Here is a 16,498-nt window from a genome sequence, read left to right as displayed (position 1 = left end):
ACATGTACTGCCTCCATCCGTTCGGGTGAGCGCCGGGGAGACGGGCTCCCCAGCGCCGGGGGTCAGCTGATTGAATAGTCGAGATCAGACATGAGTTGCTCCAGCTCGGCGCGTGTTCCCGGGTCCACGTGGTCGTTTCGGTTCACTCGACCCAGGTGCTCCAGGAAATGCTCGACGAACTTTCGGCTCTGGTGGCGACGACCGGCACGCAGGTGGCCACCAAGGGCCGCGATGGAGGTCATCACCCTCACGGACAGCGATCCGCTGACGGCGCCGGAGGCAACCGCAGCCTCGAGAACTGCCTCGGCCGATTCCAAGATCCCCAGCGGATCGATGAACTCGACCTCGAAGATCCGTCCCCAGACGTTCAGGGTGTCCACCCTGAGGACACTTGCTGTGTCCCCCTGCTCGGTCGCCACGCCCGCGTCCGATTGGTTGAAGGTCAGCAACGGCCGATTCAACTTCAGGACGAGCTGGCCCCGCTTGAACGTGGGCTCGGAGACGGCCAGGCGAGAGGTTCCGTCGCTGCTGCTCCGGAGCACGACTGCAGCCGCTCCGTCTGATTCGAGGAAGGCCGAGCTGCCGGCGGCGAAGAAGTTCGCCATCCGCACGCCAGCATCGTGGTCCTTCAGCGCCTGCACCACAGTGTCATTGTCCAAGACCTCGATGTTTCGGCGGGTGTGGTCCTTGAGTGCTGCCACCGACGCGTTGGGCACCAGTGCGTAGGCGAGGGCCGTCTCCTGCGTGCCGGGGTGTGAGTAGTAGATGCTGGAGACCGTCTGCGTCACCCGCGGGTTGCCAACCACGCCCGTGACGTTGGCGGACTTCAGGCCCACCTCCAGCCCTGGATCGGACAGAAGTACGTAGCCGACGGCGGCACCGATGCTCGGGTCGGACCACCGGACCCAGGCCAGGTCTGTGCGCGCTGTCTCGCCCGAAGACGCCTCCCCGGACCGCGTTCCCCACTCGAAGACAGGGTTGCTGCCCACCTCGCTGGTCCGGCTGTCGATGGTAGTGGTCAGGGGTCGTCCCTGCGGATCACGCAGCCCGGCGGCGAGCACAACCACCTGGTCATCGAGCATGAACCAGGACTTGTTTCCATCAGGGTTCTGGTAGGCGACGACGTCGTCGGGCAGCAGTCCGGCCTGTACGTCACGCCAAGTGACGTCAGAACTAAGGACCATGCCCGCGGTGCCATAGCCGTCAATCGCGGCGCCGCCCGAGTGCTCGTTGAGCCCCAGAGGATAGTAGAAGTACTGGTTCTGCAAGGGCGAGGAAGACGTGAACCCCAACTCCGGATTGTCGTACCAGCGTTGCCCGTACAGTTCCTCGATGGTGAGGCGCTCCTCGTCGGGTGCGGTCGCACCAGCCCACTTGCGCCAGTCAACGGTGTGGATGTGCTCGCCCGAGTAGGTCTCGTTCTGCTTCTGGCCGGCGAGATGGATGAAGTAGCCGCCTTCGCCCTGCAGCCACGGCCTCGGGTTGGCCCCGCTCATGGTTTCGTACTTGCTGATGCGCTCCGAGCTCCGGGCGAGGCTGAACGCCCAGCCGTCACGGACGTGGATGTTGCGCTCCATTGTGTTGAAGCTGCGGTGCCCGGTGGGCATGTAGGGGTTCGTGGCGACGACATCTGCGTCACCGAGGATGCCGTGGTAAAGCACGGACGAGCCCGGCGATGCGAAGTCGTTGGTGTCGATGACAGCCTCCGTCGCGGTGCCCAAGTACTTCACGAAGGAGCGCACCTTCTGTTGTTCATCACCGCGGGCATAGCGTGACATGTCACTGAAGGCTTCGGCGACGATGACGGTGTCGACGTAGTCGACGTCGAGCCGGGCGGAGATCCTGCCCTTGACGACTTCCAGCATCCAGCCCTCGTACATGACGGGGGCGAAGCTGTCCACGAGCCAGGACAGCACCACTCCGGCGAGTTGGCCGTCGGCGACGTAGCCGGAACCATCGAGGATCTTGGTGGCCTCGATGACGCGAACCAGCAGGTTCTTGCCGTAGGACCCCGTATAGGCCACAGAATCGTGGTGGATGAAGGAGCCATCCTCGTAGAACCCATTGGTGATGCCGTCGACTGGGTTGACCGGGTCGATGTAGTCAGCCACCGTGAGGTGCCACTGGATACCCTCGGCGATCCGTGCGTCGTCGCCGATCAGTGCGCCCAGCACGAAGTGGTTGATCGTCATGTCACCCCGGTTGGCACCGGTGTGGAACCGTGGCTCGAAGTCCTGGTGGCTGTCGATCACCCTGACGTAGTCCCCGATGAGACTCGGATCGACGGTCGGGATCCTGTCCCGCATGAACACGAGCGCCTTGGTGAGGTGCGTCGGTACACCAATCTCCCAGTTGAACCAGTCCCCATAGACATCTCCCGTGCCCTCGTAAATATTGCCCTCGAGGTCGTAGTGGTTGGCCAGGAGCCACCGGAGTGCCGCGATCACCGCGTCCTGGATTGCGGTGTCACCGTAGGAGGCTGCACCCGGGGTAACCGTGGCCAGTACGATTCTCGTCAACGCCGAGTAGGTGTTGGCGAGGGAGTTGCTGGCCGAGGCCGCCGTGGGCCAGTGCTCCACGCCGAGCCTGATGTCGTCGATCACTCCGTCAAACCTGTCCCAGTCCGCGGGTGGACGAAGCCTGCGGAACAGGTTCGCCGAGTCTCGTTGGATGGCGTCGACCTTGGACAGCACGGATGGGTGCGCGTTGACTTCGGCTGTGCCCGCGAAGATCTCTGTGAAGTTCGCCAGGATCGTGTCTCGTCCCGCTGCGTGCGCCGGGACCGTGGCGACCGGAAGACTGGCCAGGGCCGCTGCAATGCCGACACCCCCGGTGGCCTGCAACAACTTGCGCCTCGACAACTCGAACATGGGTATTTCCTCTCCGTTGAGTAGTGGCCCGCCTCTTCGCGAACCCGCAGGACCCATCACAATCGGCTCCGGAGGGATGAATCAAGCATGCCTGCGAACCAATCACTCTTATGGTCAGGCAGAGCGGGCGAACTTCTCCGCACTCACCAGGTGCAGCATCGGTTTGCCTGCGAGATACCGCTGGACCTCGGATACCGCACCCGCCCCCAGGGCGGCGAGTTCGGGGCCGACGGCACCAGCCATGTGAGGTGTGAGCAGGACGTTCGGCCGATCCCAAAGAGCAGAGTCCGGAGAGGGGACGAGCGGGTCAGTGACGTCCAGGATCGCCCGGATCCTGCCGCTGACCAGCTCAGCCTCGAGGGCCTCACCATCGACGACGGAGCCGCGGGCGGTGTTCACAAGGGTCGTCCCATCCCGCATGAGCGCCAGGAGCTCAGCAGTGACCATGCCCTTGGTTTCCTCGGTTCCGGGCACGTGCAGGGTCACGACGTCACTGCTGGCGAACAGTTCGGGGAGGTCCACCTCGGTCGCTCCCAACGCCTCGGCATCGTTGCAGTAAGGGTCGTACACCAAGATCCGCAGTCTCGAGGATCGCAGTCTGGCGATGACACTGCGGCCGATCCTGGAGGCACCCACCACACCCACGGTGGGTTCGTGAGAGGCCGCAACGCGATACCTGTCGTAGACCTCGATCCGCTTGCGCTCGCTGCGGTAGTCCTCCGCCGAGCGGAACACGCCCTTGAGGCTCAGTGTCACCATGGCGTGCGTGTAGTCAGCGACGGGTTCGGCGTTGGTTCCAGCCTGTGTCGAGACGAGCAGTCCACCCTCGAGCACCTCGGATGTCACCACTTTCCGGACGCTGCCGCCGGTGTGAACCACAGCTCGCAGGTTAGGCATCCGTTGCATGAGATCGAGGTCGACCTGCTGCGTCCCCCAGCCCGTCACCAACACCTCCGCCCGGGTCAGGATGTCGTTCGGCAGCGCGCCCAGCGACCCAGGGTTGGCCACTGGGTAGAGCGTCGCTTGGCGCGCGATGGCCTTGAGCACAGCGGACCGAAAGATCTGGTCGAACAACTCGGGCGCAACGGCCAATAGGACGAGCGGTCTGGGACTGGCATTTCGATGGCTACTTGGTTGCGCCACTGGTGAGGCCCTCCATGATTCGACGGCCAACCCACAGGTACAGAACCAGCACGGGATAGATGAGGATGACGATGCCGGCGAACAGGCCTCCCCAGTTCGAGTTGTACTGCATCGTTCCGTAGAGCCTCAGCAACGCGGCCGGCAGGGTCTGCTGGGATGGGTCAGGGATCAGGACCAGCACCAACAGGGTCTCGTTCCACATGTTCAGCGCATTGAGCACGAGGGCCGATTTGATCCCCGGCCAAGCTACGGGAACCATAATCCGCGCGAACGTGTCGAGGGGGCTGGCCCCATCCATCTCGGCCGCCTCGTTCAGTGACGTCGGCAGCGAGGCGAAAGCCGCTGTCAGCAGGAACACGCTGAATGGCAACGACGTTGCGATGTAGATGAACACCAAGGTGATGCGGTCGTCCCACCAGCCGAACAGGTACTCGATGGCGAACGCGCGCACCTCGCTGCGCGCGATGAACAACGGTACGAGGATGGTCTGCACGGGAAGCGCCACACACAGGGCGACGTAGGTCTTCGCGAGGGCCGCAAGCCTGCGGTGGCTACGGCTGATCACGTACGCTGCTGGCGCGGCGATCGCGATGGTGAGCACCGCACTGAGTGCGACGACGACCGCCGAGTTCAGTGCCGCTCCACCGAATCCCGAGAGCGACCAGGCAGTGACGAAGTTGTCCCACTGGGGCGATGCCGGCAACCCGAAGGGGGCGCCGAAGATCTCGCGGTCAGTCTTGAGCGCGTTGAGACCCACCCAGACGGCCATGAAGATGTTGAACACCACCCAGATCCACAGAAGCATCTTGATCGGGTTCGGCATCGCGAATGAGCCAGGCCTCGCGGTCCAACGGCGTGGGCGTCGGGTGGGCGGCGGGGCGTCGTCCGAAATTGCCTGCACCGGGATGGTGGCCGTCATGAGAGCTCGATCCGTTCTCGTCGCATCACGCGCTGCAGGATCAGCACGAGCACGGTTGTGACCACGAAGATCGCGATTCCGACGGCGGCGGCGCGGCCGAGCTGGGGAACGCCCTCGGGTCCACCGGTGGTAGCCAGGTACTGCTGCACCGCCGCGGTGCGTGCCTGCAGCGGTGGGGAGCTCTGGGAGCCCACGAACGCGATCACGATCTCGAACGTCTTCATCCCGGTGATGATCCACAATGTCGAGGCCACACTGACCGACTCCCAGGAGAGTGGGACGGTGATCAGCCAGAACTGCTTCCAACGTGAGGCGCCGGCTAGTTCAGCCTCCTCATAGAGATAGGGCGGGATCTGATCAGTACCCGTGGCGACGATGGCGATGTAGAAGCCGCTGACGCTCCAAACCAGTCCGATGACGATCATCTGGAAGACCATCTCCGGCGCCAGCCAAGCGCGCTGCAACCTTTCCAGCCCCACGGTGTCGAGCAGCGTGTTCAGGCCACCCTGCGGATTGAGCAGGAAGCCAAGCGCCGCACCGATCGCGATGGGCGAGATGATGTAGGGCACGAAGATCACCGATCGGATGAACCCCGCCCCCCGCATGCCCCGCAACACCATCAGTGAGAAGAACACCACTGCGAAGATCCCGGCACCACCCAGGAACACCAGGACCAAGGTGTTGGTGAAGGAGACCCGGAAGGCCCGCGACGTCCACAAGCTCGTGTAGTTGTCGATGCCCACCCATTCCATGGGTGCGCCCGGCCCGCGCCAGTCGACGAGGGAGAGGAGGACCGTGAAAGCGGACGGGAACACCAGCACCAACGTCATCAGGGCGATGGCCGGCGCGAGGAACGGGATGAGGACGCGGTCCACCCCCCGGTGACCGGCACGTCGCGTACCTGCCACCGGGATATCGGACATCTCGTGGACCTGGGTCATGCTCAGCCGTCGGACCCGAGGAACGTGGCCGTGTCCTCCTTGCCACGGGCGATGAAGGCCTCGGCGGTGAGTTCGCCGCTGAACAGCGCGTCGTTGGCGGGCAGGAAGATGTCGTTCCACCACTGCGGATGCGTCGCAGCGGCGAGGTCGTGTGCCCCGGTCACCTGGTCCGGGTCCGCCTGCTGGATGTGCTCGTAGAGGCTGATGAGTGAGGCCGGGGGTTCGACGTCGGAGCGCGCCCCGATGAACCCTGCCTCAGTGGACCACAAGGTCTGGTGGTCGCTCTTGGCGGCGTATGACAGGAAGTCGAGGGCAGCATCCATCTCTTCGGTGTCAGCGCTCACGGCCAAGCCGTTCGCGGTGACCTCGATGACCTGATTGTCACCCTCGCCCGGGAACAGGAAGGTGTCGGCCTCAAAGCCCTCCGCCTGCTGATCGGTCGTCTCACCACCCATGTAGCTGCCGTTGAGCATGAACGAGTACTCATCGTTGGCCCAGCGGTTCTGGGCGTCCGGGTACTTGCTGCCCATGTAGGTGTCATCCAGGTAGCCACCCTCGACGAGTTGCTGGACGCGCTTCGCTGCCTCCAGTACCTCGGGGGCGTCCCAGTTGGCCGTGTCCTCGGCCAGTTCCCGCATGGTTCCAGGTCCGCCGAGCTGGACCAGGCTCTGGAAGATCCAGAAGACGTTGTAGCCCGAGACGGTGCCGTCAGCACCTATGGGGACGAGGCCCTGTGCCTTGTGCTCGTCGAAGAGTGCGATCAGTTCGTCCCAGGTCTGCGGCGGCGTTTCCCGCAACTCCGGGAAGCGGCCCGCGTTGAACCAGATGGCGTTGGAGTTGATGTAGGTGGGCAGGATAGCGAGCTTGCCGTCGGCTTGGGAGGACTCGATCACGGAGTCTGCGATGGTCTCGGAGACGGGAACTCCCTCACCGGGTACCTCGCGATCCAGGAGCGGATCGAGATCCGCGAGAAAACCGCGGGCCTGGAAGTCCATGATGTTGCGAGTGCCGGCGTCGAACAGGTCAGGTCCCTCCCCCGTGGCGAGGGCGTTGATCAGGCTCTGGGTCACCTGTCGACCCATGTACTGGACGTCGACCTCAACTCCAGTTTCTGCCGTGAAGTCCTCGATGATCGCGTCCATGATCACCTGCTGCGGCTCGCCCTCGCTCCAAGCTGCCCAGTAGGTGAGTGTCACGTCCTGCTGGACGGTCGGGTCATCCCCGGCGTCGTCCTGGAACCGCGTACCGCAACCAGACAGCGCCAGCACACCCGCGAGGGCCACAACGGCCCCCGTCAAACCAATTCTGCTCTTTCTGAACATTTTGGGTTTCCCTTCTCCCAGCCACTTTGCTGGGACTACTCCGGCCCCATCACCGTCACCCTGAAGGGGTGTACTGATCAGTAGATGGGACTCAAAGAGCATGCATCAAGAATGAATCTGGAATATGCGTCAGACACCGGCCCCGTTTTCCGCACCGCACGACTCGCGGATCACAATCCTGGGCTTGAGGAAGATCTGGTGCACGGGTGCCTCGTTTCCTTCCCGCAGCCGAGTCAGCAACAGTTCGGCAGCCAGCCGGCCCATCCGGTACTTGGACGGTGCGACGGCGGTCAACGGGATCGGCGCAGACTCTGCTGACTCGTCGTCGTAGGAGACAAATGCCAGTTCACCGGGCACGGCCATCCCACGCCGAAGCGCTGCGGCTTCGAGGATGGCGGCCTCGCGGTCACCGAAAACCAGTGCAGCCGTGACCCCCTGCTGATGGAACGTGTCCAGCACTTCGGCAGCCTTTGCCGGCCCCCATTCGTCCCAAGTGGCGGTGACCACGACACTGGCATCCAACCCCAAAATCCCCATCGCCTCCTCGTACCCGAGTCTGATGGGCAGTCCGGTGCGCGAGTGCTCCCGCAGACACAGCGCAATCCGGGTGTGGCCGAGGGCGTGCAGGTGCTGGACAGCATCGAAAGCTCCTGCAGTGTGATGGGAGCAAACAAACTCTGTGGGGTCTCCCGACCCGAGTTCCTCGAACCGGCGTTCGATCAACACTACCGGTTTCCCGAGCTTGCGCAGCGACGCGATTCGCTCGCCAGCCGCCCGGCCCCGGGCTTCACTGGGAACCAGGAGGAGTCCGTCAACCCCCGAGCGGATCAACTGCTCGAGCGCCTCCGACTCTCGGCCGGGGTCATATTGATAAGTGGACAGGACCAGACTGATGTCCGCTGCCTCGAGCGTGTCCTTGATTCCCTCAAGCACCTTGGGGAAGTAGAGACGCAGGTCCGGCAGCAGCACCCCGACGGATGCCTCACGGTTCTGGCTGCGGGGCTTCAAGAGCACGAACATGCCCGCTCCCTGGCGAACCTCGAGGAGCCCTTCGGCGACGAGTTCCTCAACCGCCCGCCGAACGGTGTTGATCGAGTATCCGGTGGCCTCGGCGAGCTCCCGCTCGGTGGGAAGCTTGCTCCCCACCACCCAGGTGCCAGCGTCAATGCTCCGGCGCAGGTACTCCGCCAGCGCGTGGAACTTGAGTTGTCCCCCGGGTAGTCGCGTTGTCTGCATCAGGACTCCTTCCCGTAGGCCCTGATCGCGACGACGTGGGCGCTGGCGGCACCGTTGGTCCGGGAGATGAGTACGCGAGTTGCCGTGATGTTCCGGGACCGGATCTGGTGAACACGGTGACGGCGTCGATTGCCCTCCTTCCGCTCGACCCGCTGCCAGGTCCCGTCGCGCAGCACTTCGACGTCGTAGTCGGCAACGAGTTCGGGCACCACTCGGAAGGGCCAGCGCTTGTAGTGGAGGTTGTTCGCATACTGGTTAACGTCGTCGTTGAACACGAGGCTGAGGGTATCGACATCCACAGGGTTGTCCCAGCGCAGTTCGAGCCACTCCGGCTCGTCCGCCATCGGCGCCGAGACCCATGCCTGTGGCCCATCGTGGGGGCGCAGGTGCGAAGAAGCGGCACGCTCGGGTGTGTAGGCGGAACCCGGGTGGGCGATCGCGAGCGTCGTCCGGTTCAGTGACTTGATGTCCCACCGGACGACGTCGTTGGGCGCGGACGCCTCCAAGTGCAGGTCGATCTCCTCGGCCACCCCGCCGTCGCCCTTCAACTTCATCGACAACTGCCCGAACCGGTACTCCCCGGCAACGCCCCACGAGACGTCCGGCTGTGCATGCAGCACGAGCGCCAGGTTCCGCTCCCCGTCTCCGGGCGGCAGGGGCACCTCCACCAACTGCACGCCACCGACACCGACGGCCGCCTCCCCCTCGGAGATGGTCTCGGCCGGTGTGAAAGCCAGGGCGTCGGGGGTGGTGCGGACGCTCCAGCGCACCGTCGTCGGGGAGTCGGCGCGCAGGGCCGCTCGCACCCACGTCGTCACCGCCGTTTGGGGGAACAGGACGGCGGTGTCGCTCTCGAGCCGCACCCAGTCGACGGGATCTGGCCCGACGGTGGTGTCGAGCGTGCTGCTGGCCGCCACCTTCGCGTACGGGGCGAGGTCCGTCGGATCATGCAGGGCCAGACCAGCCAGCGCGGCGTCGGCCCGCAGGAGGCGCTCCTGCAGGGGACGCACATCGGCCGCCAACTCCGCCGGGAGAAGGCCCCGGTCCCGGCACACCGCGGCGGCGGTGCCCGCGGCCTCACCCATGACGCCGCACGTGGCCATCACCCGCAGCGAACCGAACGCGACGTGGGATGCGCTCACGTTGCGGCCAGCCATCAACAAGTTGTCGACGCCGCGGGCGTGCAGGATTCCGAAGGGGATGTCGTAGATCCCGGGCGGGTAGATCTGCTGGGCGGCACCCTTGGGCTCGTAGACGCCCTTGGAGGGGTGCAGGTCGATGGACCAACCACCGAAGCCGATGGCATCCGACTTCCGCCGGTTGACTTCTACGTCGCTCTGGGTCATCACGTAACTCCCAAGGATCCGCCGGTATTCTCGCTTACCAGGGATAGATCCGACCCATTCCAAAGTGAGGGTGTCGGCATCGAAGTTTCCTGAGTTCTTGATGTAGTCCCAGATCCCGTAGATGACGGCCCAGAGTTCATCACGGATCCGTTCGTTGTCGCCTACCACGTCCAGTTCCCCGCCCCACTCGATCCACCAGTAGGCCGCCCCGTTGTCCCCGGTACGCAGGATTCGGGACTCGAGGATGGATGTCTGGGCGACGTCGATCGCGAACGAAGGTGCCACGAAAGGTACGGGTTCGGATTCCTCCTTCGTGTAGAAGAGAATCGTGCTGCCGAGCGTGGTGTCATCCGCCACTTCGGGCGCCCAACCCTCGTCGAACTCGCCGCGCGCCTCTCGTCCCAGCATGAACTCCGCACCTGCCCTGGCCGCCACGAAGCCGTCGCCGGTACAGTCGATGAAATAGTCAGCCCGGATGCAAAGGTCGCGCTCGGATCCCAGGACGTGGGCGCTGATGGCATCAACGGTACTGCCCGATACGTGGACGTCGTGGATATGGGTGTTCAGGAAGAGCCGAATCCTGGGCTCGGCGTTCACTGCCTCCAGCAGGACCAGATCCCAGTAGGCCGGGTTGCCCAACGGGTTGACGAACTCGTTCTGCAGGTAGAGCTCACCGACGATGCCAGTTTCCCGGGCATAGCGCTGGTGCCCCGTCGCCGTTGCACCGCAGACCCAGACGCGGACCTCGCTGCTCGAGTTCCCACCGAGCACTGGACGGTTCTGCACCAAGACCACATCCAACCCCTGCCGTGCGGCGGCAATCGCCGCACAGATCCCCGCCATCCCACCCCCCGCCACTACGACGTCGGCGTCCAGATCCTCGAGACCCATAGTCACTCCTTCGTGTCGGGGCCATCCTGCCCTCACTCGCAGGAATGAATCCAGAAGGACTCAGGAAAGAGTCGCACCCGTGGTGGCCCCACGACCACCACACGCCCGCTCGTTCCTCACCGGCACTACTCGACCAGCGGAACTCGGGCCAACACTTTCCTCACCACGCAATGGTGCGGCGCCCGACGCGCCGATGCTCGACAGACTCGCCGACGCTCCCTGCTCAACGCAAGGGTCGCCAGCGACCTACTCGCGAACGGGGACGTGGCGAAACTGGGGGTCAGGCGCGGCGGGCCGCTGCCGTCGCGGAGACCTCGTGGCGCAGCGGCTCCCCGGTGAGGTGGCGCTCGAGCTCTTCGACAGCGGCCGCGCCCAGCGCGACGGCCTCGGACCCGATCGCCCCGGCGACGTGGCCTGTGAGCTGCACGTTGGGCAGCTCCCAGAGCGGGGACTCGGGCACGGGCGGCTCGGGCCAGGTGACGTCCAGCACCGCGCACACGTCCGGGCGCTGCTGCAGCAGCGCCACCAGCGCCGGCTCGTCGATGATCGCGCCGCGGGAGGTGTTGACGAGGGTGGCGCCGGGCCGCAGCAACGCGAGCTGGTCCGCACCGACGAGGCCCTCGGTGACGCCGGGGATCAGGGGTGAGTGGATGCTGACCACCAGGCAGGTCCGGAACAGCTCGTCGAGGTCGGCGGCGCGGCGGACGTCGTCGCGGGCGAGGTCCTCGTCGCTGACGTACGGGTCCCAGGTCCAGATCTCGACGTCGAGGGCGCGCAGGACGGCGCGGACGTGCCTGGCGATGGAGCCGTAGGAGACCAGCCCGATGCGCTGTCCCAGCGTGCCCGGGGCGCCGATCGGCCGGGGCAGTGCGTGGTTGCGTCGGCCGTGGGCGACGACGTGGTGGGCGCCCTTGAGCGCCAGCAGCACCTGGGCCGCGGTGTACTCGGCGACGAACCGGTTGTTGGTCTCCGCTGCCGTGGTGACTCGGGCCCCCCGCTCCCAGACCTCCCGGGACACGATGCCGCGGACGCTGCCGCCGGTGTGCGCCACGATCTCGAGGTCGGGGAGCCGCTCCAGCAGCTCGGCAGAGACCTCGGGCGTTCCCCAGCCGGTCACGATCGCACGGACCCCGGCGGGCAGTTCGACGTCGTCCCACTCGCGGCCGTCGGTCCCGACGACCTCGCCGAGTTCGGCCAGCCGGTCCAGCGTGGCGTCGGAGAGGACCATCTCCCTCACCTCGGGCCTCACGGCCAACAGCACGACGGGACGGCTCTGCTCCTGGGCAGCGGTGGTGGTCATGGCCCCCATTCTGGGTGGCCGCAACGCAGTTGACCAGTCGGGCCCCGCGCTCAGGCGGACTGGCGGACCACCAGCTGGGTGTCCATGATGGTGACCTTCTCCGCCGGCCTGTTCTCGATGAGCCGCACCAGCACGCGCGCCATCTCCGCGCCCATCTCCACCACCGGCTGCCGCACGGTGGTCAGCGGCGGCTCGGCGGAGGCGCTGAACGAGGCGTCGTCGAAGCCGACCACCGCCACGTCGTCGGGGACGCGCAGCCCGGCGGCACGCAATGGCCCGTAGGCGGCCACGGCCATCTCGTCGGAGGCGATGAAGACACCGTCGAAGGCCTCCCCGCGGGCGAGGAGCCGCTGCATCGCCTCGCGACCGGAGTCTGCGCTGTAGCGGCCGTGCTCGATCGGGCCCGGCTCGAGCCCGGCAGCGGCGAGTTCCTCCTCCCAGCCGCGCAGGCGGTCCTGGGCGCCCGGCATGGTGGGCGGCCCGGAGATCGTGGCGATGCGTCGACAGTCCCGCTCCACGAGGTGCCGCACCGCCCGGCGCGCTCCGGCGACGTTGTCCACGTCGACGAAGTAGCTGCGGTCCTGCAACTCGTCCAGGGGTCGGCCGCCGAAGACGACCGGCAGCGACTCGGCGATGTCGGCCCAGGAGTGGTCGCCGGTCTGGTGCGAGACCACGAGTGCGCCGTCGACGTTGCCGCCGAGCAGGTAGCGCATCGTCTTTGCCACCTGGTCCTCGGACTCGATGATCATGTTGAGCGTGTAGTCAGTAGGTGCCAGCTCGAGGGCCGCGCCCTGGACGACGGCGCCGAAGAACGGGTCGGCGAAGAATCGGGCGGTGCTCTCGGGGACCACGAGCGCGATGGCGAAGGCGCGCCTGCTCGCGAGTGAGCGGGCGGCCCGGTTCGGGACGTAGTTCAGCGCGGCGATGGAGCGTTGCACCGTCTCGACGACGGCGGGGTCCACGGTCGGGGTGCCGTTGACCACTCGTGAGACGGTGGCGCGCGACACCCCCGCGTGCGCCGCCACCATCTCGAGCGTTGGGGCCTTCTGCCTTGACATTCCTTGCCCTCCGAAACCGTTTCGTGTCCAGCCTAGGGGCTGTGACCGTTGTTGGGCCCGATCAGCCGACCGGGGCCGGCTCGCGCGTCGCGACGATCAACTGGCTGTAGCGCAGCGCGCTCAGCTTGGGGGTGCGCTCCATGGTCTCGTAGTCCACGTGGACGATGCCGAAGCGCTTGTCGTAGCCCCACGCCCACTCGAAGTTGTCGATGAACGTCCAGGCGAAGTAGCCGCGGACGTCGGCACCCTCCTCGATGGCGTCGGCGACGGCCCACAGGTGCGCCCGGATGTAGTCCCAGCGTTCGACGTCGTCGATCCGCCCGTCCACCACGACGTCGTCGTAGGCGGCGCCGTTCTCGGTGATGTAGAGCGGGGGCAGGTTGTCGTAGGTGCGGGTGAGCCTCACCAGCAGCTCGCGCAACCCGTCCGGGTTCACCTCCCAACCCATCGCGGTCTGCGGCAGGCCGCGCGTCGGCGACGTCACGTGCTCGGAGCCGACGAACCACGACCGTCCCTGCCTCGCCGTGGGCGCCTTGCCCGGCGGGTGCCCCTCCGGCAGCGGATGACCGCTGAAGTTGTCGTCGTGGTAGTGGTTCACGCCGAGGAAGTCGATGGGCGCCGAGATGGTCTCCAGGTCGCCGTCATGGACGAGTCGCTCGAAGTCGTACTCGCGCAGGTCCTCCAGCACGTCGGCCGGGTAGGCGCCCAGCAGCAGCGGCTCGAGGTACATCCGGTTCCACAGGCCGTCGAGCCGGCGGGCGGCGTCGATGTCGACGGGGTCCGTGGGGTTGTTCGGGACGGCGTTGGTGAGGTTGAGCGTGATGCCCACCTGGAGGTCGTCGGAGAGCTCGCGCAGCTGCCGGGTGGCCAGCCCGTGGGCGAGGTGCTGGTGGTGCAGGGCCGCGAGTCCGGCGTAGGGATCGGTGAGACCGGGGGCGTGCTCGCCGCCGACGTAACCGATCAGGGAGCTGCACAGCGGCTCGTTGAAGGTGGTCCAGTGCCGCACGCGGTCACCGAGCTTCTCGTGCACGGCGACGGCGTAGTCGACGAATCGGAACGCCGTGTCCCGGTTCGCCCAGCCGCCCAGCTCCTGGAGCGCCTGTGGGAGGTCCCAGTGGTAGAGGGTCAGCCACGGCAGGATGTCCGCCTCCAGCAGCTCGTCGACGAGGCGGCTGTAGAAGTCCAGCCCCTCGGCGTTGACGAACCGGTCACCCGGCTTCACGCGCGCCCAGCTCGTGGAGAAGCGGTAGGACTGCAGCCCGAGCTCCTTCATCAGGGCGACGTCGGCTGGCATCCGGTGGTAGTGGTCGACAGCCACGGCGGGGGTGTCCCCGTTCGCGATCGCCAGCGGCTGCCGGGCGAAGTGGTCCCAGATGGAGTCCTCCTTGCCGCCCTCAGCCGCCGCGCCCTCGATCTGAGCCGCTGCGGCGGCCGATCCCCAGATGAATCCATCGGGGAACCGGCCTTCGAGACGTGTTGCCATCAGCCCTTCACTGCTCCTGCCATGATTCCGGAAACCAACTGCTTGCCCGCGATGACGAACAACACCAGCAGCGGCAGCGTCGCGAGCACCGCTCCTGCGAGGACGATCGAGTAGTCCACGTACTTGGCCGACTGCAACTGGCTCAGCGCCACCTGCAGAGTCGGGTTCTGCGGCACCACCAGCAGCGGCCACAGGTAGTCGGTCCAGGCCGTCATGAACGTGAACAGGCCGAGGATCGCCATGGCGGGCCGGGCCGCCGGGAGTCCGACGTTGAGGAACGTGCGGATCATGCTGGCACCGTCGACGCGGGCGGCCTCGACGAGCTCGTCGGGGATGACGTCGACCAAGTACTGGCGCATGAAGAACACGCCGAAGGCCGTCACCAGGGTGGGGACGATCACCGCACCGAGGCTTCCGGTCCAGCCGAACTCCTTCATCAGCATGAACAGCGGGATGATGCCCAGCTGGGTGGGGACTGCGAGGGTGGCGATCACGAACACCATCAGGCCCTCGCGGCCCCGGAAGCGGAGTTTGGCGAACGCGTAGCCCGCCAGCGTCGAGAAGAACACCACCGAGATCGTGATCACCGAGGACACGATCATCGAGTTGCCCAGGGACTTCCAGAACGGGACGGTGGCGAACACCTCCGAGACGTTGGCCCAGAACTGGCTGCCGGGAAGCAGCGGCGGGAACATCTCCACCAGGGCGGTCTTGTCCGAGCTGCCCATCACGAACGACCAGTACAGCGGGTAGGTGCTGCCGACGAAGAGGGCGCCGAGCATCGCGTAGACGAACCAGCGGGGGCCGGTCTGGATGCCTGCGCCGCTGCGTCGACGGCGACGGCGGACCGGGGCGGTGGCCGCGGTCGGTGGGGCTGTGGTGGTCATGGCTTCTCCTTGCGGCGGCGCTTCTGCCTGCCCGGCCCGGAGCCGGCGATGCTGCGCGAGAGCTGGAAATTGATGAGCCCGATGGCGACGATGATCAGGAACAGGAGCCACGCGACGGCGGATGCCCGCCCGAACTCCTGCCGGTTGAACGCCAGGTCCCACAGGTAGAGCACCGTCGTCTGGTACTCGCGGCCGGGGCCTCCGGGGATGCTGGCGCTGGCGTCGAACAGCTTGGGCTCGGTGAAGATCTGCAGCCCGCCGATGGTGGCGGTGATGACCACGAAGATCATGGTGGGGCGGATGCTCGGGATGGTGATCGCGAAGAACCGCTTCACGGCGCCGGCGCCGTCGATGGCGGCCGATTCGTAGAGTTCCCGCGGCACGGCCTGCATGGCGGCCAGCAGGATCAGGGCGTTGTAGCCGGTCCAGCGCCAGTTCACCATGGCGGCGATGGCCAGGTGGCTGGGCAGGGTCTCGCTCTTCCACATCACCGGGTCCATGCCGATGGTGCTCAGCACGTTGTTGATGAGGCCGTAGCGCTCACCGAACATGTTGCCGAAGATCAGCGTCACGGCCACCGGGGTGACCACGTAGGGCACGATCACCGACAGCCGCCAGAAGGTCTTCGCGCGGAGGTTCTGGTCCAGGATCGCCGCGATGGCCGTGGCGGCGATCAGCTGCGGGATGGCCGAGAGCAGGAAGATGCTGAACGTGTTGAAGATGGAGTTCCAGAACAGCTTGTCGGTCAGTTCGCGCTGGAAGTTCGCCAGCCCGACCCATTCACCGGGTCCGGTCAGGAGGTTCCAGTCGTTCAGTGCGACGACGAAGGTGTAGCCGAGCGGGAACAGGCCCACCACCGCGAACAGGATGAAGAACGGTGCGACGTAGGCGTAGGGCGAGTATCGGACGTCAGCGCGGCTGAGGCGCTGGCGCCAGGTCAGACGCGTCGGCGGTGACTGCGCGGTGGTGGTGTGCATGGCGTGGGCTTTCCTTCGGTCGGGTCGGCGCGGAACCGTTGGTCGAGTAGCCCGCGAGGTACGAGCGGCGCGTGTCGAGACTCCCCGTGGCCCGAGGGTCTCGACACGCTCGCTGGGCGAGCTAC

Annotated in this window: 12 protein-coding genes; all 12 read right to left on the bottom strand. The window is 66.1% G+C overall.

All coding sequences use genetic code 11. The annotated features are described in order from the left end of the window. Positions 1–62: 62 nt before the first annotated feature. Positions 63–2,870 (bottom strand): polysaccharide lyase family 8 super-sandwich domain-containing protein, encoded by a 2,808-nt coding sequence (locus tag FOJ82_RS09375; protein WP_185975703.1) that lies wholly within the window; start codon positions 2,868–2,870, stop codon positions 63–65. A gap of 114 nt (positions 2,871–2,984) precedes the next feature. Further along, complete coding sequence (locus FOJ82_RS09370) at positions 2,985–3,878, bottom strand: hydroxyacid dehydrogenase (protein WP_143938214.1); 894 nt, start codon at positions 3,876–3,878, stop codon at positions 2,985–2,987. A 118-nt stretch (positions 3,879–3,996) separates the two neighbouring features. After that, positions 3,997–4,836, bottom strand: coding sequence for a carbohydrate ABC transporter permease (locus tag FOJ82_RS09365; RefSeq protein ID WP_143938213.1), 840 nt, complete (start codon positions 4,834–4,836; stop codon positions 3,997–3,999). Positions 4,837–4,928: 92 nt separating this feature from the next. Then, positions 4,929–5,873, bottom strand: a complete 945-nt coding sequence (locus FOJ82_RS09360; protein WP_143938212.1) for a carbohydrate ABC transporter permease — start codon at positions 5,871–5,873, stop codon at positions 4,929–4,931. Between the two features lie 2 nt (positions 5,874–5,875). Beyond that, on the bottom strand, positions 5,876–7,171 hold the full coding sequence (locus FOJ82_RS09355; RefSeq protein WP_185975702.1) for an ABC transporter substrate-binding protein: 1,296 nt from the start codon (positions 7,169–7,171) through the stop codon (positions 5,876–5,878). A gap of 153 nt (positions 7,172–7,324) precedes the next feature. Next, complete coding sequence (locus FOJ82_RS09350; RefSeq protein ID WP_143938210.1) at positions 7,325–8,431, bottom strand: LacI family DNA-binding transcriptional regulator; 1,107 nt, start codon at positions 8,429–8,431, stop codon at positions 7,325–7,327. Then, positions 8,431–10,668 carry an FAD-dependent oxidoreductase gene (locus FOJ82_RS09345; protein WP_143938209.1) on the bottom strand — a complete coding sequence of 746 codons (2,238 nt, stop codon included), beginning with the start codon at positions 10,666–10,668 and terminating at the stop codon, positions 8,431–8,433. Before FOJ82_RS09345 ends, FOJ82_RS09350 begins: the two co-directional genes overlap by 1 nt. Before the next feature lie 280 nt (positions 10,669–10,948). Next, positions 10,949–11,968, bottom strand: coding sequence for a hydroxyacid dehydrogenase (locus tag FOJ82_RS09340; RefSeq protein ID WP_185975701.1), 1,020 nt, complete (start codon positions 11,966–11,968; stop codon positions 10,949–10,951). 50 nt (positions 11,969–12,018) lie between these two features. After that, positions 12,019–13,026: a LacI family DNA-binding transcriptional regulator gene (locus tag FOJ82_RS09335; RefSeq protein ID WP_143938207.1), complete on the bottom strand. Its 1,008-nt coding sequence runs from the start codon at positions 13,024–13,026 to the stop codon at positions 12,019–12,021. A 61-nt stretch (positions 13,027–13,087) separates the two neighbouring features. Further along, positions 13,088–14,509 carry a GH1 family beta-glucosidase gene (locus FOJ82_RS09330; RefSeq protein ID WP_143938206.1) on the bottom strand — a complete coding sequence of 474 codons (1,422 nt, stop codon included), beginning with the start codon at positions 14,507–14,509 and terminating at the stop codon, positions 13,088–13,090. Next, positions 14,509–15,396 (bottom strand): carbohydrate ABC transporter permease, encoded by an 888-nt coding sequence (locus FOJ82_RS09325; RefSeq protein ID WP_143938205.1) that lies wholly within the window; start codon positions 15,394–15,396, stop codon positions 14,509–14,511. The genes FOJ82_RS09330 and FOJ82_RS09325 overlap by 1 nt, the downstream gene beginning before the upstream one ends. Beyond that, positions 15,393–16,373 carry a carbohydrate ABC transporter permease gene (locus FOJ82_RS09320; protein WP_143938204.1) on the bottom strand — a complete coding sequence of 327 codons (981 nt, stop codon included), beginning with the start codon at positions 16,371–16,373 and terminating at the stop codon, positions 15,393–15,395. The genes FOJ82_RS09325 and FOJ82_RS09320 overlap by 4 nt, the downstream gene beginning before the upstream one ends. Positions 16,374–16,498: the final 125 nt, after the last annotated feature.

The organism is Tessaracoccus rhinocerotis (genome assembly GCF_007197885.1).
Classification (GTDB): Bacteria; Actinomycetota; Actinomycetes; order Propionibacteriales; family Propionibacteriaceae; genus Arachnia; species Arachnia rhinocerotis.
The sequence above is the reverse complement of the archived record's forward strand: the minus strand, read 5'-3'. Positions and strand labels throughout refer to the sequence as shown.